Source organism: Micromonospora sp. NPDC007230, assembly GCF_042869115.1.
GTDB lineage: Bacteria > Actinomycetota > Actinomycetes > Mycobacteriales > Micromonosporaceae > Micromonospora.
On sequence record NZ_JBIAFE010000004.1, the window covers coordinates 43,835 to 62,703 of the forward strand.

Consider the following 18,869-nt stretch of genomic DNA (forward strand, 5'->3'; position numbering starts at 1 on the left):
AGCAGGTCGGTGAAGCCGTCTCCGGTGGCGTCCGCCGGGATGATGCTGGCGAAGTTGTTCCACCCGCTGCCGACCTGGCGCACGTCTCCGTACGGCTTGCCGTTGTCGCGGACGAAGTTGTTCGAGTACAGCCACATCGTGCCGTCGGCCTTCACGCCGAGCAGGTCGGTGAAGCCGTCTCCGGTGGCGTCCGCCGGGATGATGCTGGCGAAGTTGTTCCACCCGCTGCCGACCTGGCGCACGTCTCCGTACGGCATACCGTTGTCGCGGACAAAGTTGTTCGAGTACAGCCACATCGTGCCGTCGGCCTTCACGCCGAGCAGGTCGGTGAAGCCGTCCCCGGTGGCGTCCGCCGGGATGATCTTGACGAAGCTGTTCCAGCCATGGCCGATCTCACGCACGTCGCCGTACGGCTTGCCGTTGTCGCGGCCGATGTTGTTCGAGTACAGCAGCATGGTGCCGTCCGGCTTCACGCCGAGCAGGTCGGCGAAGCCGTCGCCGGTGGCATCGGCGTTGATGACATGGGTGAAGTCGCCCCAGCCACTGCCGATCTGACGCACGTCGCCGTACGGCATACCGTTGTCGCGTTCGAAGTTGTTGGAGTACAGCCACATCGTGCCGTCGGTCTTGGTGGCCACCACGTCGTGGTAACCGTCACCGGTCACGTCGGCGATCCCGGGATCCTTCACCGGGGGCAGTCCGGTGGTCGTGATGTTGTTGTAGCGGCGTGCGACGTAGTTGCTCGCCGGGTGCGAGTCGATGAGGCCGTCGGAGCCGCCGGTGAGGGTTTCCGTCGCCATCTTCACCGGCTTCGAGCCGAAGGCGTAGTACTCGAACGTGCCCGTCGACTGGTCGATCCAGCGCTTGAAAAGGATGACGTGTTCGTCCGCCGAGTTCAGGACGTCGCCCGGCTGAAGGGCGCTCTTGCTGATCTGAGCCGACACCGTGTAGAGGTTGCGGGTCGTCTTCGAAGTCGAAAGGTGCCACGCCATGGAGACGAAGCCGGAGCAGTCTCTGCGGTAGGGCCTGCCGTCCTGGTCGGGGTAGTAACCCGACTGGCTGTAATCGATATTCGCGCGGTTGTCATACCAATACTTGGCGCGGCTGAGCACTTCGTCCGGCGTGATCTGTCCGCCCACGCTGGAGGCGGCGTAGGCGGCCTGCGGGGCGCTGGTGACAACGGTGGCGACGCCACCGGAGAGGCCGACGCCGGCAGCGAGGGCCACACCGAGCGCCATCGTGGTCAGGCGTCGAATCGCACTGTTTTCCATTGGTTTTCCTTTCACGATCCTTGACTGTTTCGGGACAGGTTGGTCCGGCCGCCGGGCCATGTGCGGCGGCGGATCGGGCGGGGATTCTCAGGAGCCGATGCCGGGTGCTAGATGATTCGCCACGGCTGAAGCAGCGGATTGCTGCTGATCGCTTTGTCGACGATCCGGTGCAGGGTGTCGGCGGCCTCCTTCGGGTCGTCGCTGTCGATGAATGCCAGGATGTCGGCGCCATGCGGACCGGCGCGGACGCGTATGTGCTCCACCCCGTGCCCTGGCGCGGCCTGCGCGTAGATCAGGTCCCGCAGCACCGACGAGTCGACGGTGGTCGTCGCAGCCAGCGGTGCGATGCGGATGTGTGTGGCGACCATTACGCCCCCGTGTGCGGACTCGCCGGCAGCGGGGCGCCCCAGCCGTATCCGTCGGCCACAACCTGGGTCACCGGAGAAGCGGGCGGCGGGGCACCCCAGCCGTACCCCTCGGCAAGCGCCGCCAGGGCGTCCTGGCCGGCGACCAGTGTTGCCGCGAGAACCAGGGCGAGAGACGCAATCATCACCAGACGGCGATTAACATTGATGTAGGTAAACATATCGATCATCTCCCTCGCGAAAGCCTATACACGGTTTTGATGGGTTTTGCGGGGCCTTGTAGTAACTTTCGCCGCGCTGAGAAAAGCATCGCGGGCACGACCGGCGATGTCACCGGTTCTGACCTGGCGTGAGCCCGCCCGGCGGGATCACGCCAGCGGCGAGCGGGGCAACGAAGACGATCACTGCAGGGCAGAATGCTGGGCGCAGGGCTCTTACTCGGGGGAGGGGCTATGTTCGACCTGCTGGGCCTGTCAACGCAGCACGAGATGATCTACCGGGCCATGCTGCAACGTCCCGACCTGAACATCGCCGGCTTGGCCGAACATCTGGCCGTATCCGGTGACCAGGTACGCGAAGCGCTGGACGTGCTGGCCGACCTCGCCCTGATCCGGCTGGATCCGCAAGGCGAGCATGCCCGGGTAGTGCGTCCTCAGGCCGGGCTGATGGCGCTCCTGGCGAAGGTGGAGGCGGACGTCGCTGTCCGACAACGACAGGTCGAGGCGACCAGGGCTGCCATCGCCGCCATCGCCACCGCCCACGACGACCGCCACCAGGCAGCGGAGGGCAGGATCCTCGAAGGTGTCGACAGCGTCCGGGAACGATTGGCCGAGCTTGCGCACACCACCCGTACCGAGTGCCTTTCCTTCACCACCGGCGGCGCGCAGACCTCGGACACGATGGAGGCCGAGCGACCGCTCAACCAGGTCGCGCTGCAGCGAGGTATCCGCATTCGCAACGTGTATCAGGACAGCTTCCGCAACGACCCCGCCACCCTCGCGCACGCCCGCTGGATGGCAAGCCTGGGCGGCCAGTCGCGCACCACACCCACCCTGCCGATGCGCCTGGTCATCGTCGATCGGGAAACCGCGCTCGTACCCATCGACCCCGACAACTCCGGGCAGGGAGCGCTGGAACTACACAGCCCCGGGGTCATCGCCGGACTCGTCGCGCTGTTCGAGCAGGTCTGGCGCGCCGCGACACCCTTCGGCGAGCAGACCGCGCCCGACACGCATGGTCTCACTCCCCAGGAACGGGAGCTGTTACTACTACTCTCGTCCGGCCACACCGACGAATCGGCGGCCCGCAAGCTCGCGATCTCTCTGCGGAGCGTCCAGCGCATGATGACATCCCTGACCGAGCGGCTGGGCGCAGCCAGTCGATTCCAGGCCGGCGTCCACGCCGGCCGCCGCGGTTGGGTGTGACGGAGATGACTTCCTGACCTGCGGGAATGGGCCGGATTTGCCCCAGGCCGAGCTGCAGAAGGAACCACCGGGCGGGGTCGAGGACGAGCCGGCTGATCACGCTCTGGGTCGGTCGCGGGGTGGCTGGACCAAGCTGCACCTGGCCTGCGACTGCGGTCAGCTGGCGAAGAGGCGAGCACCAACAGGACTGCCACAGACTGCGGCGCGGCCCCTCTTGCTTGTTGAAAGCAGAGGGGCCGCGTTGGTCAGTTGACCTTGAAGCTGTGGGTGCCGCTGTAGCCGGCCAGGTGGTCGGTGTCGGCGGGCTGGTAGATGCGGTAGGAGTAGGTGCCCTTCGAGGAGGGCTGGATGATGAACCGGTAGGTGCTGCTCGGCGACAAAGCCTTGCTGGTCACTGTGGACCAGCTGCCGTTGACGTAGCGCTGCAGGTGCACGGTTTTCCCGGCGTGGGTCGGGGAGACGTTGCCCACTAGCGTGACCGACCCGCCGAGGGTGAAGGACGTCTTCGACAACTTGGCCGAGACGTTGGTCCTGACCCCCAGCGCGTGGAGGCTGCTCTCCGAGCCCCCGTAGGCGGTGGAGTTGCCGTAAATCCACTTGTAGTCGAGGCTCCACGACGGCGTGTGACTGTAGGACAGTTTGCCGGAGCTGTCGCTGGTCGCAGTGGCGATCAGCGTCCAGGTCGTGGTGCCGGCGCGCCGGCCATACAGGAGCACCGGTGCGCCGGTGATCGCGGCGCGGGTGTCGGCGCGCACCACCGTCCCCGTGACCGTCACCGCCGAGCCGTAGGTGAGCGCGGTCAGGTTGCTGCTGATCGTGGTTTCGCTGCCGATCAGCGTAACCGCCGGCGCGGTGGCGCTGTACCTGCCGCTGCGGTCCTTGACCCACACCCGGAAGGTGTACGGCGTACCCGACTCCAATCCCGTCGCCGTGGCACTGCTACCGGTTCCCGCATACACCGCCGTACCCGCGGTGGGCGACGAAGGCGGCGCCGTACCCATGGCCCTTCGCACGATGACCTGGTCCAGATCGGTGATCGCGGGCAAGGTCCACGACAGCGCGGCCGAGCCGACACCACCAGTCGCCTTGAAGTTCGACACTGCCGGCGGGCCAAGGTCCTCGACCTTAAAGCCGTACGAGGTGCTTATGGACCGGATGCCGTCGGCCGTGACGCCGCGGACGTTCAGCAGGTACATCCCGGTGGCCGGCGGCGTCCAGGTGAGCGTCGCGGTGCCGTCGGCCCGGGCGGCGATGGTGGTGTACGTCGAATCGTTGACCGAGTACTCGTATGCGGCCGTGCGGGGCAGGCGCGGGGTGAAGGTGAAGGTGCCCGGGGCGAGCGTGCCGGTGCCGTCCTCAGGAAACTCAGTAGAGGTGACGCGGGGACGGTCGGTGACGGTCCACCCCGCGACACCCCCTTCCGTCGCCACCCCGGCGACGTTACGTGCGACGACGACCACGTAGTTCTGGCCGCGCTTCGTCGAGGTGAAACCGAAGGTGACACTGCCGTCCGCCGCCGCCTTGAGCACCTGCTTCGTCGCCTCGTCCCCGTTGAACACGGCCACGTACTCCACCGCGTTCACCATCCGGGTACGGGCCGTGAAGGTCGCCGGTGTGCCCAGGTCGACGCCGCCGGTGCGGGTCACGGTCGGGCTCGCCCCATCGACCCAGACGGAGGTGAAGCGTGGCTCGGACAGGGTGCCGTCGGCACTTCGGCTCTGCACCCACAGGCCGTCGACGCGGGTGTCGGTGGCCGTCCAGGTGAGGTCGGCGGTGCCGTCCGCGCGAGCCGGGAGAGCAGTCTTCTCGATCGGCCTTTCCTCCAGGCCGAGATACCTCGGCCAATAAAGGTAAGCCTCGACGCCCGGCGCTCGGGGCGCTAGGTGGAACGTGAGAGAGGACCCGATCACAACGCCCCGGTCCGTGTCACCGGTGAGCTTGGGGCCGTTGTCGACGACAAATGTGTAGGCGCGGTCGGGGTGCGTCGCGCCGTCGCGGGTGACGCTGTGGACGTAAAGGGTCTGTCGGCCGGCGCGGATTGGGGCGATCATCGCGGTTGCCTTCCCGTCGACGCCCGCCGGAACTGAACCCGACGGCCCGTCCCCGTCGATGCGCCACGCGAACGACGCCGTGTCAGCGACGCTGGCCCTGAACTCGAACGCGCCGGGTACGCCGACGTTGTAGGCCAGGTTCGAGTCCCAGTCCGGGTACGCGGACGAGAAGATCGACGGCCGGGTTTCCTTGACGTGGAACTCATAGTGAACAGCCTGGGACGAGTTTCCCGCGCGGTCGACGGCGTAAACGGTGAGTGAGTGGTATCCGGCCGCGCGAGGAGTCCACCCGACGGTCGCCGGACCGCCGAGCTCCGACGCGTCCACCATCGACTCCACATACTCGTTGTACAACTCGCTGGAGTAGAACCGGTAGCGGTAGCTGACGGTGTCGTCGGAGGCCGAGGTCAGCGTGAACACGCCGGGGACGCCAATCGCGCCGTTGGCGTTGTCCCAGCTGCCGGCGGGATATTCGGGGGATGTGACGGTCGGTGCCGGGCCGCCGCTGCGGTCCACGGTGAAATAGCACGTGCCGCTCCAACGGGAGGCATCAGCGCCGTCGAGGACCCGCACCCGCCAGGCGTACGTGACGCCGTCGAGCTGCTTTGCCTCGTCCTCGAGCTGGACGTACACCTCGTTGCTCTGCTCGCCGATGCCACGGAGCCACTGCTGCGGGTGCTCCGGGTCGGCGACGTCCCATACCTGGAAGTCAGCCTGCAGCCCGGTGCCCTGCCCCGTCCGGTCGAAGGTGCCCCGCAGCACGACGGCGTGTGCATCGTTGAGCCTGGTCGGGCTCAGATACGGCCCGGGCTCGCTGGTGGCACACGGCTGGCCCGCAGTCTTGAGATCAGTCGGTGCCGCCACGGCTGCCGCGGCCGGGGCGGCCGTGAGCCCTATCGCAGCTCCGGCGCCGAGCGCCGACACCGTGAGCAGCGCGATCGTCCGCTGACGAGCGCGCGAAGGTGTACCCATGCAGTCTCCCCCATGATGGACAGGTGCCGTTGCTCACCCGCGAACAGGATCGCATGCCGGCACGACCAAGGAGAGCCCGCCGAGATGCGGTCGGCGCTGCGCCTTCGCCGAGGACGTAGGCACAGCCAGCAATGGCAGTCATTTGGAAGGTTCTCTCGCCGGCAAGTCGGGGACTCGGTCCATCCGTTCGGTGGTGGACATTGTTGCCGCTGTCGCGCACAGTAGTTCGAATTGTGCGGCGGGTTTCCTGCCCGCCCTTGATCACGGGGGAGCGGGCGGTGCGTGCAGGCCGACGAATGGTGGGTGCGATCGCCGCATTGGCGATGGTGTTGGGTCTTCTGACCGCGACCTCGATGCCGGCGGCGGCCGCCGAGGTCATCTGGCTCGACTCGCCGGTCCTGGGTGCCCGCATAGCTCCTGGCCCGGTGCTGGTGGCTGGGCGGCTCGAACGCATGGATCCGGGTGACAAGGTGTCGGTGTCCTTCACCGGCCGCCCCGGTCAGGAGTGGACTGCGTCCCCCGGCCCGGACGGGCGCTGGTCGGTCAGCGTCGACACCGCAGGGTTGCCTGACGGCCTCTACCAGTTCTCCGCCACCGTGCCGAGCAGCTTCGGCGGCCAGGCCACGGCGTTGAGGGTGGTCTACGTCGACCAGGTGGCCGACGACATCGTCATCGACACCCCAGCCAGCGGCGCCACCATCAGCGCCCCGGGTACGGAGGGGGTCCAGTTCACCGGTCACGTCCCAGGCGTCGGCCGATCACTGCAGCCCGGCACCTACCTGATGGCCAACATCGACGGGGGCATCAGCCTGTCGGTCGCTCGTGTGGGCGAGGACGGCAAGTTCAGTTTTTCAATCCCCACGCGTCATCTGTCCAACGGATCGCACCGGATCGCCGTAGGCCCGGACTGCATGATGACGGTGGACTGTCCCCCGGGGCTTGCGACGGTGGACATCCAGGTCGCCCTGACTCCCTCGGTTCAGGTGACCACCCCGACAGCCGGGCAGGTTTTCGACTCGGGGTCGGTCATGTCGTTCGGCGTCACCGTGGACAACCCCGGTCCGGTCGATGCCGTGACTGCGACCGTCGACAACCAGATACCGGTTCGGTTCAGCAGCCCCCTCAAGGTCAGCGGCACCAGGTCGCTGTGGTGGGGCAACCTCGCTTCCGGCGAGGTGCCTCCGGGGTTGCACACGCTCCGGGTCACCGCCACGGTGCGGGGCCGGACGATCGTGCCGCCCGACGTGCGCTTCGTGGTCGACTTCACCGCAACCACCGTGGCGTCCGTGAGCGTGCCCGCTGCCGTGCAACTGGCGAACTCGGTCGGTGTGTCCTGGACCGGGGTCGACAACGTCGCGGTGGCCAGCTACGACGTGCGCTACCGCACCAGCTCCGCCAGCAGCGGATCGAGTGGATACGTCTACCCGGCGGCACTTCAGCGCACATCAGCGATGCGGACGACCCTCGCTGCCACGGCCGGCGTCCAGTACTGTTTCTCGGCCCGGGCTCGGGACCACGCCAACCGGATCTCTGCCTGGTCAGCTGAAACCTGCACCGCGACCCCCTACGACGACCGGTGGCTCGCCGTATCGGCCGGCAGCGTCCGCGGCACTGGCAGCTCCTACTACCGCGGCACCTACACGAAGCTGGCGCCCAACGGCACAGCCTCGCATGCGGTGACTGGAAGTCGATTCGGCATCGTCGCCCGTACCTGTCCCGACTGCGGTGAGGTCACCGTATCCGTTGGCAGCGCGACAATCGGTAAGGTCAACCTCAGGCGATCCACCACGGGTCAGGCCCTGTTCTGGCTTCCCACACGAGCCCGAATGTCCGGCACCATGGTCATAAAGTCCACCAGTAGCCGCACCGTCATCATCGACGGCGTCGTCGTCCTGCGATAGACGGCACCCGACCCGCGGAGGTCGTGAGGGACGAGCGCGGAAAAGCCCCCGACCATGGCAAGGTCGGGGACTTTCGTAGCCGAGATCAGCGCCCGGAGTGCGGCGTGGCCGCGCCGGGAGCCACTCGGTGCCCGCGAACGAATCGGGCGGCCCGGCCGCGGAGGCCGGACCGCCCGGGTGTTGCCGGCATGGCGCCGAGGAGTGTCAACAGGACTGGATGAAGCGGGACCGCACGCCCGCGTCCAGCGTCACCTCGTCACCCGCAGCTACGGTGACCCAGTCGGTGTAGCCGTAGTTGGCGCCACCGGTCTCGTTCCAGTAGTAGATCAGATCCGAGTCGACCGAGTCGATGAAGTCGTGCGGGTAGTGCACGTGGAACTGCACGCGGTAGGTGCCCGAGCGGACGTACGCGGTGAAGGTGCCGTCGGGGTTGACGGTGGTCAGCCCGCCGGAGCCCTGGCCAGGGGCCGGCACCACGTCGATGCGGTCGATCCCCTCGCTGCCGACCGGGGCGCCCACCTCGCACGAGTCCCACACGCGGTTGTTGTTGCCGTCCACCCAGACGGTGCCGCGGACGATCGCGCCCTGCTCGACCGTGATGGTGTGCCGCGCCGTGTTGTTCTCCAGGGTCGTTTCCGGCGACGTCGTCGCCGCGGTCGCCTCCAGCGTCACGACGTCGCCGACCGTGGTGGCGGTGAGGATCCCGCCGTAGTACAGCGGCTCGCTCGTCTCGCCCGGCCGCAGCGTGCGGTGGAGGCACCGCCAGCCGGTCTGGCCGTCGGCCACGCCGTCGCCGAACGCGCAGTCCCACCCCTCGCTCGACGTCTCCGCGCCCCGCATCCCGGCCGGCACGGGGATGGTGACGGTCACCTCGCCCGAGGGCGTGTTTCCGGTGTTCCGGACCGACGTGGAAGCATTCACATACTCATTCGTGAGCAGCTGCTGGGTCGTGGCGGCGGGTACGACGTCGAGATCCACCGTGCTGGGGATGTAGCGCACACTTGCCTGGCCGGTGTTGTTGGCGGTCGACGATTCCGCACCGGTCCTCGCTGTGGCGCTGATCGTCAGCACGTCGCCGGCGGTCCCGGCCGAGAGCCCGAACGGGATGGCCAGCGTGTCGGCGACCTCGCCAGCGGCCAGCGGGGCGCGGGTGCAGGTCGCGGTGCCCAGGAGGTCACAGTGCCAGCTCGGCGGTACCACGAATCCGTCGGCGGCGAACCAGGCGTCCGTCGGAAGCGTGAACGCCACGGTCACGTCCTGGCTGGCCTTCGTGCCGGAGTTCCGCACGTCGACGGTGAGGGTCGACCAGCCGCCGCTGGCGGGGACCTCGACGGGGTCGACTGAGGTGGTAACGACGAGGTCGGCTCGGGCGGGAGCGGCGCCGGCCGGGGCGGCGGGCAGCAGGGCGGTGCAGAGCGCGGCCAATGTGCCGACTGCGAGGCCGCTTCGGAGCAGGTGATGACGGGTGGAGCGGGAGTGAACGGACATCAGGTCCTAACGTCGGAGGGATCGGCCGGGCCGGTCGCCCGGTCCTCGGGATCGTCGGCGTCCCATAGATGGAGCGCCATGATCGTGACCACCGTTACGCATTGCCGGGAAGCTTCCCGGCGGGATTCTGAGCCCTATTTTCCGTGCGGGTCGGACGCGTTGAGCGTCGCGACGACCTGGTCGTAGTCGCCGCGCGCTTCGCCGTACCGGAGGAACTTCACGCGCTCGACCTGGATCTCCCTGGCCTCGGTCTGTGACTCCAGCAGCGCGACGACCTCCGCCACGAACTCGTCCAGCGGCATCGCGAACTCGCTGTCCTCCTGCCCGGGCAGCAACGAGGTACGGACGGCCGGCGGTTCGAGCTCCACCACCTTCACGGTCGTGTCGGCGAGCTGCAGCCGGATCGACTCGCTGAGCATGTGGATCGCGGCCTTCGACGCGTTGTAGCTCGGGGTGACCTTCAGCGGCGCGAACGCCAGGCCCGAGGAGACGGTGACGATGGTGGCGTCCGGCTGCGCCCGCAGGTGCTCGATGAACGCGGCGATGAGCCGGATCGGGCCGAGCACGTTGGTCGTCACCACCGCCTCGGCCGAGGCGAGGAACGATTCGGGCTGGTGCCAGTCCTCGACGCGCATGATGCCGGCCATCGTGACGAGGACGTTGAGGTCCGGGTGCTTCGCCAGCACCTCCTTCGCGGCGGCGGTGATGCTCGCCGGGTCCGTCGTGTCGATCCGTACGGTGTCGATGCCCGGATGTTCCGCGGCGATCTTGTCGAGCAGGTCGATACGCCGGCCGCCGACGACGACCGTGTTGCCCCTGGCCCGCAACTCGACGGCGAGGGCCAGGCCGATACCGCTCGTGGCGCCGGGAATGAAGATCGTGTTTCCGGAGATGTTCATGCCCCGAGCCTCGCCGTTCCTCGAGGGCGGATTAAGAGACCGGTTATCGGGGGATCGGCAATCCCTGGTTGGCTCCCGCCGCCTGCGGATACTGGGATCATGGACCGTGCAGCCCTGGCCGACTTCCTGCGCCGCCGCAGAGAGGCACTGCAGCCCGGGGACGTCGGGCTGGCTGCCGGCGCCCGCCGGCGCGCACCCGGCCTGCGGCGTGAGGAGGTCGCTGCCCTCGCCGCCATGTCGACCGACTACTACACCCGACTGGAACAGCAGCGCGGCCCGCAGCCGAGCCCGCAGATGCTGGCGTCGCTCGCCCGGGCGCTGCGGCTGACCGGCGACGAACGCGACTACCTCTTCCGGGTGGCGGGGCAGAACGCCCCGGCCTCGGTGTCCGCGGCGACGCACGTCGCCCCGGCGCTGCTGCGCGTGCTGGACCGGCTCGACGACACCCCGGCGCTCATCCTGTCCAACCTCGGCGAGACCCTCGTGCAGAACCGGATGGCCGAAGCCCTGTTCGGCGACAGATCGGGCCACACCGGCCTCGCCCGCAGCGAGATCTACCGGTGGTTCATCGAGCCCGCGGAGCGGCTGCGCTACCCCGAGGAGGACCGCGACCGGCAGAGTCGCGCCCAGGTCGCCAACCTGCGCGCCGCGTACGGGTCGATGGGCCCGCAGTCACGGGCCGGCGAGATCGTGCGGGCCCTGCAGAAGGCGAGCGCGGAGTTTGCCGAGCTGTGGGAACGACACGAGGTGGCCAAGCGCTTCGAGGACCACAAGACGCTCATCCACCCCCAGCTCGGCGCGATCGAACTGGACTGCCAGGCGCTGATCACCGAGGACCAGTCCCAGGCACTGCTCGTGCTCACCGCGCCACCGCGCAGCGAGGGTTACGAGAAGCTGCAACTGCTTGCCGTGCTCGGACACGAGCAGTTCCCCGCCGACCCGACCCCGAAGTAGTGCCGTGACCAGGGCTCGCCGGGCAAGGGCCGAGCGAGCACCCCTGAATCAGGACGTGGGGGCCAGCGAGGCGGCCTCCCAGGCAAACCCGTCCGGGTCGGTGAAAGCCCCGACATCGCCGCCGATCATGAGCCGGTGCGAGCCGGTGCCCTCGGGAGCGACGCCGACGTCCTTGGCAAGCGCACGGCGCCGGTACAGCGCCAGCTTGACCGGGCTCGACCCAGCGGCGAACTCGACGTACATGCGGCCGAAGCTCCTCGCCACGGCCAGGCCGCGCTCGACGTAGAACCGCTTGCTCGCTGCCACGTCCGCGACACCCAGCAGGAGCACCAACTCGTCGATCTGCCGGGTCGCCGGGCCGGTGTCCTTCTTCGCCGAGGTCGCAACCTTCCAGATCGTCCCGTCCGGGGCCTGCACGACACCGCCGTAGCCCCAGAGCGACTTCGCGGCCGGCTTCAGCGTCGTGGCACCGGCGTCCAGGGCGGCGCCGATGAAGCCGTTGACGGTGGCCGGCTGGGACACCGTGAGCGCCAGCGTGAACCCACGGAAACCGGTCGTCGGTGCCTCCGAGGCCCGCAGGCGGATCTGCGTGTCCAAACCGAAGGCGGCGGTGTAGAAGCGGCTGGCGGCCGCCGGGTCGGCCACGTCGAGGGTGACGGATTCGATGGATGTCATGACAATCACGCTAGTTGCGGCTCGGCGACCAGGGCTTCTCGATTCCTGACCGGTCTGGTCACCTGCTTCGCCACACACGACGGCATCCCCGCCGCAGCGCTGGTCGCGCGGCGCCGGTAGGCGCTGGGCGACATGCCGACCAGCTCGGTGAAGCGGGTGCTGAAGGTGCCCAGCGAGGAGCACCCGACCGCGAAGCAGACCTCGGTGACGTTGAGGTCGCCACGCCGCAGCAGCGCCGCCGCCCGCTCGATGCGCCGCGTCATCAGGTACGCGTACGGCGACTCGCCGTAGGCCAGCCGGAACTGGCGGCTGAGGTGCCCGGCCGACATGTTCACGCCACGGGCCAGCGCCTCGACGTTCAGCGGCTGCGCGTACTCCCGGTCGATCCGGTCGCGGACGCGGCGCAGTCGAGCGAGGTCGGTGAGGCGGTGCGCCGCGGTGAGCGCGCGCCCCCACGAGGGGTGACACATGAGAGAGCTCCTTTCATCGATGCCCGCGAGCATGGAGCGGCCCGCCGAGGGGTGTGGGCGAGGGCGGCGGCCGGGAAGGGCCGACCGCTCCGTTCCCGCGGGTGGTCGTGGCACCGGCCAGCACGGCCGAGTGACCGGTCGGTTCAGCGAAGCTCCTGGATGCGGACCAGGTTGCCGGCGGGATCGCGGAAGGCGCAGTCGCGGATGCCGTACGGCTGCTCGGTCGGCTCCTGGACGACCTCGGCGTCGCCGGCCTGCACCTTCTCGAAGGTGCCGTCGAGGTCCCGGGTGGCCAGCAGGATCCAGCCATAGGTGCCCTTGGCCATCATTTCGGCGATGGTGCGGCGTTCGTCCTCGGTGATCCCGGGGTCGGCGGCCGCCGGCGCCAGGAGAATGGACGTGTCGGGCTGGTTGACCGGGCCGACGGTGATCCAACGCATCTTGCCCTGGCCGACGTCGGTGCGGACCTCGAAGCCGAGGACGTCCCGGTAGAAGGCCACGGAGGCGTCCGGGTCGACATGCGGAAGGAAGCTCGTGTGAATGGTGATGTCCATGACGATCATGCTAGGCGCGGCTCCGTGGCCTGCACTTCTTGATTCCTGATCGATCTTGGCCACTTCATCACCAGCCGGGACAGAGCCTTTCCTCAGCCACCGGTCCCAGGCAGCTACCATCGCCGGGTGAACTCCTACTGGCACGTCGTTCTGCCGCCGCTCTGCGCCTGATCGGGCGCAGACACTGATGGTGTGAACCCCTGACCCCGTCGACTGCGGCGGTTCAGGTTCCTGTGGTGCGCCCGTTTCGGATCGAGTCCCAGACGCATTCGACGACGGAAGACCACTACTGTGCCGAACCACATTTCACCTCAAGCTCCCACCTACCCGGCCACCGGCCAACGCCCCTCCCGCACCGGTTCCCTGGGCGGCCCCGCGCCCATCCTCACCGCAGCCGTTCTCTGGGGTACGACCGGGACCGCCAGCTCCCTGGCACCCGCCGGTGCACCGGCGGCGGCGATCGGCGGCGCCGGTCTCACCCTCGGCGGCACCCTGCTGTTCCTCACCTCACGCCGCGCCCGCTCGCTGCCCGCCAGCTGCACCCGCCCCGAGCGGTGGCTGCTCGTCCTGGGTGCGCTGGCGGTGGCCGGGTATCCGGTCACCTTCTACCCCGCCGTTGCCCGGACCGGCGTGGCGGTGGCCACCGTGGTTGCCCTGGGCAGCGCGCCGGTCTTCGCCGGCCTGCTGTCCTGGATCACCTCGCAGGCCCGGCCGACCGCACGCTGGAGCGGCGCCACCGCGGCCGCCGTGCTGGGTTGCACCCTTCTGGTGCTCGGCCCCGGGCTCACCGGACATGCCGCGCCCATGGACCTGACCGGCGTCGCACTCGCCGGGTGCGCCGGCCTGTCGTACGCCGCCTACTCGCTGATCGGCGGGAAACTGATCACCCGCGAACACCCATCCGATGCGGTGATGGGCGTGCTGTTCGGCGCAGCCGGGCTGCTCGTCCTGCCGCTCGTGCTGTTCACCAACCCGCACTGGCTCGCCACCACCCGCGGCGCGGCGGTGGCGCTGTACCTTGCCCTGTTCACCGTCTACCTGGCCTACCGGCTCTTCGGGCACGGGCTGCGCCGTACTCCCGCGTCGGCGGCCACGTCGCTGACCCTGGCCGAGCCTGCCGTGGCAGCGGTCCTGGGTGTCGCCGTCCTCGATGAACGCCTGCCGGCCGCATCGTGGTCCGGGATGGTCGTCCTCGCCCTGGGCCTGGTCCTCCTGACCGTCCCCGCTGGTGCTGGTAGCCGAAGGCGATAAGCCGTCGCTCTGGTCCTGTGGCTTCGTCGTGACGGGCGGCGACCGTTCCGCGGGGAATGTCGGGGCCGGGTGCGCTTTCCATGCCGCACCCGGCCACCTCACTCACACCAGGCTGGCGCCGAACCGCTGGCCGTCGAACTCGCGGACGCGAACGTTTACGACCGTGCCGACCTCGGCCTTGGCGCTGCGCACGAGCCCGGGCACGCCTGCCGGAGTCTCGACGAGCACGCCGAACGGCAGGACCTTGGTCACGGTTACGGCGACGACATCGCCGGCTTGCATCGGGGTGGTCATAGAGTCTCACCCCCTCTCGATCATCGGGGTGATTCGGGGCGGCGACGGTGCGCGTCGCAGTCCTCCCTGGTCTCGTGCGACCGACGCAGCGCCGGGGTCCACCCGGACATCACGCCGAAGACGGTAACACCGCCGGCGGGTTCCTTCCGCACTCTCCCGACTGGCACCCGATAGCGAAGCCCGCCGGCGGCGTTACCGGTAGCCGCCGACACCGCCGCTGACAGCCGGGCGGACACGAAGCGCCCCCACGCGAGGCGGTGGGGGCGTTCGTGGTTCAGCTGAGGCAGGGCCGGCTATCGAGCCAGCACAACCACGATTGTGGCGAAGCATCCGATCATCACGGTCGTGACGGCCAACGCCACGTACGGCAACCAGTCGCGCGGCTCCGGTACCGGCTGAGTTGGCTGATTCCGCACGGCGGGCGCCGACCGGCTGTTGATGGCCGGCCAACGGGGCGGCGGTGTGCGGGTGGTTGATTCGACGATCACGGGGCCTCCGGCAGCGTCAGGGGTCGCTGTTGCGGGTCGGACTGTGGAGGCCGGACGGGACTGCGGGGGAGGTGTGGGCCGACCGCCCCGCCCGGCGAAGGGTCTGGCCATGCTTTGCGGCCGTCCCTTGTAGGTGAGCGTCGATCCGTTGTCCGCCGTTACAGCCGGCATGGTGGAGGGCATGTTTGGGGCTCGCCGTTCCGTGCCCGACCCGTCACCATCCGGCGGCCTCGGTGACCCGGGTCCAGACCTGCAGCCCGCCGACCACGACGACCAGACCGATGACCAGGCCACCAACGCCGGCGAGACTGCCAACGAGCCACCCTGAACGGATCCGCCGTCCGAGTAACGCGAGGAGGACCGCACCGGCGAACAGGCCGACAACGCCGACTGGGATGCCGACGAAGAACGCCACGACGAAGGCCTCGACCCGGTCCGACACACAGAAGCTGTCGCAGGCGCCTGCCCTGTTCGACTGGTGCGCCACCCAATAGACCGTCCCGGCCGCGGCAGCAGCGAACCACGCCAGCATGACAGCGGTGCCGGTGATGACGTGCGAGGTTGAGGCCGACGGGTGGGTTGGCCGCGCCTTGGACCAGGTCATGAAGTGTGCTTATCACCCGATACGCGATACGCGCGACCCCGTGGCGGGCAGTGCACGGACTGGCCACCTCCACCCGGACGCTGGCCGCTCCCGTGGACGGGCAACACCGGCTTACGCGGTGCTGTCTGCCTTCCTGAGCTCGTCTTCGTTCACCTGTGCGAATGGGTAGCGTGTCGCGCTGGTGCCGGCCCGTCCGGCTGCCTACCGTGTCGAGGTCCTCGACGGCACGGGCGAGGCGCGAGCGCGAAGGAGCACCCGACGATGACGGACCTTGGGCGAACTCGCATTCCGGTACCTCGCCGGACGGCAGGCACCACGGCCGAGTTCGTTCTGGATGGCACCCCCGGTCACCTCGTCACCGCTGCCGCAGCTGACCGGCTCACCCACGTCGAGCTGCACGTCGGCAAGCACGGCTCCACCCTGGCCGGCCTGACCGACGCCCTGTCGACCGCGATCACCACCGGACTACACGCTGGCGCGCCCGTGTCCGAGTTCGTGGCGGAACTGCGGCACACCCGCTACGCCCCCGCCGGCCCGACCGGCGACCCCGAGGTGCCGGAAGCCACGTCGCTCGGCGACTACCTCGCACGCCGGCTCGCCTGCGCCGGCCGGGATATGCAACGGGGCGGGGTGTAGCGGTCCAGCAATTACGGCGCCATGCGATCGCTGCTGCGAGGATCCTCCACGCTGCGTTGTGTGTAGATCGTGCCGGCACGGGCGGTGGCGCGCCACGGCCGGGCGACGTGCAGAGCCATCTTCAGCTCCGAGGCCTGCCGGTCGAGGTCGACGCACACCAGTCCACTGTGGCCGTCGGTGGCACACCGCCCCAGCCAGGCGCCGTGTGGGCCGATCACTCCGCTCGGCATTGCTGGGCTGCACTGGGCGGGAACCGAAACGCTGAACCACTGGCAGTTGGCGGCGGCATAGCCCTGGGCGATCACACCGAACACCGGGTCCTGGGAAAAGGACGAGAACAGCACGCAATCCACGCCGTGGTGCAGGTAGTCGAGGAACACCTCCGCAAAGTTGATTTCGATGCAGAGGGCCAGGCCGAAACGGAATCCGGACACGTCGACCACCACCGGCTCGAAGCCGGGCGAGTAGTAGCCGGTCACCTCCGTGTGGGAGAGGTACCGCTTGTCGTACCGGTCGACGATCTCACCCCGATTGGAGATCACGTACAAGCTGTTGTGCGGCCGGTGGGGGCCGGTCAGGCGGTGGTTGCCGCCCAGCACCACCCACAGGTCGAGCTCGCCCGCGAGCGCGGCGGTCTCGTCGAGTTGCGCCCGGACCGGCGCCCAGTCGATGTTCCAGCCGGCGAAGTGCCGCTTCGCCTGTCCGACATAGCCGGTGAGAGCTCCCTCGGGAAACTGCACCAGGCGTGCTCCCCGCTCATGCGCCTCGCGCATGAGCGCGCGCACCACGCCTCCGTTCTCGACCGGATCGCAGGTCACCAACGGTTGAGCGGCGGCGATTGTCATGGCATCCACGACGCTCGACACTGCCCGACGGCGTCTGCGGCCGCCAGACGAGCATGGTCTGTCGCTACCGGACGGGTACGAAGTGCCGGGCCATTGTCTACGGAACGGGAGTCCCACTGCGTTCAATAGGGCGTGACGTTCGAGGAGTACGCCTTCGCCCGGGCTTCGGCGCTTCTGCGACTCGCCCGCCTGCTCACCGGTGACGAGCACCGGGCCGAGACCTCCTTCAGGACACCCTCGCCAGGGCGTACGCCCGGTGGGGGCGCATCTCCCGGATGGAGCAACCTGACCTGTACGTACGCCGGATGCTGGTCAACGCCCACCACTCGTGGTGGCGTCGGCGCAGCAGCCGGGAGGTCCTGGTCACCGCGGTGACCGAGCGCCCGGGTACGAGCGACGAGACCGCGGAGGTCGCCGAGCGGGACGCCCTGTGGCAGCTTGTCCGCGCCCTGCCTGCGCGACAACGCACCGTGATCGTCCTGCGGTACTACGAAGATCTCGACGACTGGACGATCGCCGAGATCCTGGACTGCTCCACGGGCACGGTCCGTACGCACGCGAAGCGCGCCCTGGCGGCACTGCGCGAGCGGCTGGGCCGAGACGCCGCCGAACCGATGGGAGTGTTCTGATGTCGTCCGACCTCGACCAGCGCCTCGCCGTGATGCTCGACGCCCATGCGGGAGCCGACGTCGACCCGGCGCCGATCGTGGCACAGGCCGTTCTTCGCGGGCGCCACCTGCGGCGACGGCGTCGGGGGCTGGTCAGCTCGTGCGTGGCGGCAGCCTGTGCGGTGGTGGCAGCCGTATTTATGGTGGTGCCGCTCGGCCAGACCGCCCGGCAGACAGCGCTTCTGCTGCCGGCGTCGCCGAACCAGCCCGGCGCCGCCGAGCGGCCCGACCTCGTCGGCACCGATCCTGCCGTCGTTCATTTCACGGCCGACAACCTGGTCTCCGGCGCTCGGTACGCCACCTGGACCACGGGCCGTGGCGTCGAAAGCGTCGAGTTCCAGGGCGGGACCGGCCCGGCACGATTCGTGCTGGCAGGCAGCGCGGCGACGCTGGACGGTGTCCGGCAGACGTTGTCGTCGTCGGGCCGGCCCCGGCCACCGGCGGACGTTCGCGTCGGCGAGCGGCCGGGAACCGCCTGGATGGATCCGGCACCGTCGGGCGGGCCGGGTCTGTGGTTCGTGCGCTGGCAACCGGTCGACGGCCTCTGGGCTCGACTCGAGATCCACGCGGACGACCGCGACGAGGCGGTTGGCGCGGCAGGCCGCGTGCGTTTCGACGGCGCCCGCCGCTGCGCGGTGCCGTTCCGCCTGCAATCGCTGCCCGCCGGTGCCCGCCTGCTGGAATGTTCCGTCCAGCTGAGCCTGGACCGCTCGGATCCCTTCTCCGAAGGATCACTAGTGGTGGGTGACCCCTCCGGTCGCTGGCTCACCGTTCGAGCTCAACGCCCGGCGGTGCCCGTCGGCACCGAGGCCGGTGAGCTGACAGCCGGGCCCTACCGCGTACGCCGACAGGGCAGCGACGCGCTGGAGATGTGGGTCAAGCCCTGCCAGGTGGAACTGTTCCTCGACGGGTGGGGCCACGGCTATACGGAGCCGGATGGATTGAGCGTCCTGGGCGGCTACCGGCCGGCCGCCACGATCGCCGACCCCGGCACCTGGTGAATCGTCGTGAGCGCGGCCGACGTGCCTCGGCGCCCGCCCCTACCAGGGCGGGCGCCGA

18 protein-coding genes and 2 pseudogenes are annotated in these 18,869 nt (G+C 69.1%); 8 read left to right on the forward strand and 12 right to left on the reverse strand.

Translation table 11 applies throughout. The annotated features are described in order from the left end of the window. From ACFYML_RS07315 to ACFYML_RS07325, 3 genes are all read right to left on the reverse strand, one after another. Positions 1 to 1,331: hypothetical protein (locus ACFYML_RS07315; protein WP_387419760.1), on the reverse strand; the 1,331-nt coding region annotated here is incomplete at its 3' end. A 47-nt stretch (positions 1,332 to 1,378) separates the two neighbouring features. Continuing rightward, positions 1,379 to 1,639, reverse strand: coding sequence for a hypothetical protein (locus ACFYML_RS07320; protein ID WP_387419761.1), 261 nt, complete (start codon positions 1,637 to 1,639; stop codon positions 1,379 to 1,381). Continuing rightward, complete coding sequence (locus tag ACFYML_RS07325; protein ID WP_387419762.1) at positions 1,639 to 1,866, reverse strand: hypothetical protein; 228 nt, start codon at positions 1,864 to 1,866, stop codon at positions 1,639 to 1,641. Before ACFYML_RS07325 ends, ACFYML_RS07320 begins: the two co-directional genes overlap by 1 nt. Positions 1,867 to 2,088: 222 nt before the next feature. Here ACFYML_RS07325 and ACFYML_RS07330 point away from each other — a divergent pair, with 222 nt between their 5' ends. Together ACFYML_RS07330 and ACFYML_RS07335 are read left to right on the forward strand one after the other, a co-directional pair. Next, positions 2,089 to 3,060 carry a LuxR C-terminal-related transcriptional regulator gene (locus ACFYML_RS07330; protein ID WP_387419763.1) on the forward strand — a complete coding sequence of 324 codons (972 nt, stop codon included), beginning with the start codon at positions 2,089 to 2,091 and terminating at the stop codon, positions 3,058 to 3,060. 52 nt (positions 3,061 to 3,112) lie between these two features. Next, positions 3,113 to 3,220 (forward strand): annotated as a pseudogene (locus tag ACFYML_RS07335) (IS5/IS1182 family transposase); the annotation flags it as partial. Between the two features lie 85 nt (positions 3,221 to 3,305). Here ACFYML_RS07335 and ACFYML_RS07340 read toward each other — a convergent pair. Then, the gene (locus ACFYML_RS07340; protein WP_387419764.1) at positions 3,306 to 6,083 is read right to left on the reverse strand and encodes a hypothetical protein; all 2,778 of its coding nucleotides are present in this window, start codon (positions 6,081 to 6,083) and stop codon (positions 3,306 to 3,308) included. A 653-nt stretch (positions 6,084 to 6,736) separates the two neighbouring features. Here ACFYML_RS07340 and ACFYML_RS07345 point away from each other — a divergent pair. Then, positions 6,737 to 7,984, forward strand: a complete 1,248-nt coding sequence (locus ACFYML_RS07345) for a hypothetical protein (RefSeq protein WP_387419766.1) — start codon at positions 6,737 to 6,739, stop codon at positions 7,982 to 7,984. 204 nt (positions 7,985 to 8,188) lie between these two features. On the opposite strand, the gene ACFYML_RS07350 is transcribed toward ACFYML_RS07345, so the two are convergent. After that, the gene (locus ACFYML_RS07350) at positions 8,189 to 9,472 is read right to left on the reverse strand and encodes a hypothetical protein (RefSeq protein WP_387419767.1); all 1,284 of its coding nucleotides are present in this window, start codon (positions 9,470 to 9,472) and stop codon (positions 8,189 to 8,191) included. A gap of 134 nt (positions 9,473 to 9,606) precedes the next feature. Then, the gene (locus tag ACFYML_RS07355; protein WP_387419768.1) at positions 9,607 to 10,371 is read right to left on the reverse strand and encodes an SDR family oxidoreductase; all 765 of its coding nucleotides are present in this window, start codon (positions 10,369 to 10,371) and stop codon (positions 9,607 to 9,609) included. Positions 10,372 to 10,470: 99 nt separating this feature from the next. Here ACFYML_RS07355 and ACFYML_RS07360 point away from each other — a divergent pair, with 99 nt between their 5' ends. Continuing rightward, positions 10,471 to 11,325 carry a helix-turn-helix transcriptional regulator gene (locus tag ACFYML_RS07360; RefSeq protein WP_387419769.1) on the forward strand — a complete coding sequence of 285 codons (855 nt, stop codon included), beginning with the start codon at positions 10,471 to 10,473 and terminating at the stop codon, positions 11,323 to 11,325. Between the two features lie 48 nt (positions 11,326 to 11,373). On the opposite strand, the gene ACFYML_RS07365 is transcribed toward ACFYML_RS07360, so the two are convergent. The 3 genes from ACFYML_RS07365 to ACFYML_RS07375 all read right to left on the reverse strand — a co-directional run bounded on the left by ACFYML_RS07365 (position 11,374) and on the right by ACFYML_RS07375 (position 13,024). Continuing rightward, on the reverse strand, positions 11,374 to 12,000 hold the full coding sequence (locus ACFYML_RS07365; protein WP_387419770.1) for a glyoxalase: 627 nt from the start codon (positions 11,998 to 12,000) through the stop codon (positions 11,374 to 11,376). A 5-nt stretch (positions 12,001 to 12,005) separates the two neighbouring features. Continuing rightward, positions 12,006 to 12,470: a helix-turn-helix transcriptional regulator gene (locus tag ACFYML_RS07370; RefSeq protein ID WP_387419771.1), complete on the reverse strand. Its 465-nt coding sequence runs from the start codon at positions 12,468 to 12,470 to the stop codon at positions 12,006 to 12,008. A 143-nt stretch (positions 12,471 to 12,613) separates the two neighbouring features. Beyond that, complete coding sequence (locus ACFYML_RS07375) at positions 12,614 to 13,024, reverse strand: VOC family protein (protein WP_357434254.1); 411 nt, start codon at positions 13,022 to 13,024, stop codon at positions 12,614 to 12,616. 291 nt (positions 13,025 to 13,315) lie between these two features. On the opposite strand from ACFYML_RS07375, the gene ACFYML_RS07380 reads away from it, so the two are divergent. Further along, entirely contained in the window at positions 13,316 to 14,275 is a 960-nt protein-coding gene (locus tag ACFYML_RS07380) for a DMT family transporter (RefSeq protein ID WP_387419772.1), read from the forward strand. A 102-nt stretch (positions 14,276 to 14,377) separates the two neighbouring features. Here ACFYML_RS07380 and ACFYML_RS07385 read toward each other — a convergent pair whose 3' ends face one another. Beyond that, complete coding sequence (locus ACFYML_RS07385) at positions 14,378 to 14,569, reverse strand: hypothetical protein (protein WP_387419773.1); 192 nt, start codon at positions 14,567 to 14,569, stop codon at positions 14,378 to 14,380. A gap of 702 nt (positions 14,570 to 15,271) precedes the next feature. Beyond that, entirely contained in the window at positions 15,272 to 15,661 is a 390-nt protein-coding gene (locus tag ACFYML_RS07390; RefSeq protein WP_387419774.1) for a hypothetical protein, read from the reverse strand. Between the two features lie 261 nt (positions 15,662 to 15,922). Between ACFYML_RS07390 and ACFYML_RS07395 the strand changes: the two genes are divergently transcribed. After that, complete coding sequence (locus ACFYML_RS07395; protein WP_387419775.1) at positions 15,923 to 16,297, forward strand: hypothetical protein; 375 nt, start codon at positions 15,923 to 15,925, stop codon at positions 16,295 to 16,297. A gap of 11 nt (positions 16,298 to 16,308) precedes the next feature. Here the strand turns inward: ACFYML_RS07395 and ACFYML_RS07400 are convergent, their stop codons facing one another. Then, the gene (locus ACFYML_RS07400) at positions 16,309 to 17,163 is read right to left on the reverse strand and encodes a carbon-nitrogen hydrolase family protein (RefSeq protein WP_387419776.1); all 855 of its coding nucleotides are present in this window, start codon (positions 17,161 to 17,163) and stop codon (positions 16,309 to 16,311) included. 111 nt (positions 17,164 to 17,274) lie between these two features. On the opposite strand from ACFYML_RS07400, the pseudogene ACFYML_RS07405 reads away from it, so the two are divergent. Both ACFYML_RS07405 and ACFYML_RS07410 read left to right on the forward strand, forming a co-directional pair. Next, positions 17,275 to 17,771: pseudogene (locus ACFYML_RS07405) on the forward strand (SigE family RNA polymerase sigma factor). Then, the gene (locus tag ACFYML_RS07410; RefSeq protein ID WP_387419777.1) at positions 17,771 to 18,811 is read left to right on the forward strand and encodes a hypothetical protein; all 1,041 of its coding nucleotides are present in this window, start codon (positions 17,771 to 17,773) and stop codon (positions 18,809 to 18,811) included. Before ACFYML_RS07405 ends, ACFYML_RS07410 begins: the two are co-directional and overlap by 1 nt. Positions 18,812 to 18,869 lie beyond the last annotated feature (58 nt).

Coding starts and splice junctions, on each gene's coding strand:
- ACFYML_RS07410 (WP_387419777.1), top strand. CDS start 17,771: ATGTCGTCCGACCTCGACCAGCGCCTCGCCGTGATGCTCGACGCCCAT.
- ACFYML_RS07375 (WP_357434254.1), bottom strand. CDS start 13,024: ATGGACATCACCATTCACACGAGCTTCCTTCCGCATGTCGACCCGGAC.
- ACFYML_RS07365 (WP_387419770.1), bottom strand. CDS start 12,000: ATGACATCCATCGAATCCGTCACCCTCGACGTGGCCGACCCGGCGGCC.
- ACFYML_RS07355 (WP_387419768.1), bottom strand. CDS start 10,371: ATGAACATCTCCGGAAACACGATCTTCATTCCCGGCGCCACGAGCGGT.
- ACFYML_RS07320 (WP_387419761.1), bottom strand. CDS start 1,639: ATGGTCGCCACACACATCCGCATCGCACCGCTGGCTGCGACGACCACC.
- ACFYML_RS07325 (WP_387419762.1), bottom strand. CDS start 1,866: ATGATCGATATGTTTACCTACATCAATGTTAATCGCCGTCTGGTGATG.
- ACFYML_RS07330 (WP_387419763.1), top strand. CDS start 2,089: ATGTTCGACCTGCTGGGCCTGTCAACGCAGCACGAGATGATCTACCGG.
- ACFYML_RS07360 (WP_387419769.1), top strand. CDS start 10,471: ATGGACCGTGCAGCCCTGGCCGACTTCCTGCGCCGCCGCAGAGAGGCA.
- ACFYML_RS07385 (WP_387419773.1), bottom strand. CDS start 14,569: ATGACCACCCCGATGCAAGCCGGCGATGTCGTCGCCGTAACCGTGACC.
- ACFYML_RS07350 (WP_387419767.1), bottom strand. CDS start 9,472: ATGTCCGTTCACTCCCGCTCCACCCGTCATCACCTGCTCCGAAGCGGC.
- ACFYML_RS07395 (WP_387419775.1), top strand. CDS start 15,923: ATGACGGACCTTGGGCGAACTCGCATTCCGGTACCTCGCCGGACGGCA.
- ACFYML_RS07340 (WP_387419764.1), bottom strand. CDS start 6,083: ATGGGTACACCTTCGCGCGCTCGTCAGCGGACGATCGCGCTGCTCACG.
- ACFYML_RS07390 (WP_387419774.1), bottom strand. CDS start 15,661: ATGACCTGGTCCAAGGCGCGGCCAACCCACCCGTCGGCCTCAACCTCG.
- ACFYML_RS07370 (WP_387419771.1), bottom strand. CDS start 12,470: ATGTGTCACCCCTCGTGGGGGCGCGCGCTCACCGCGGCGCACCGCCTC.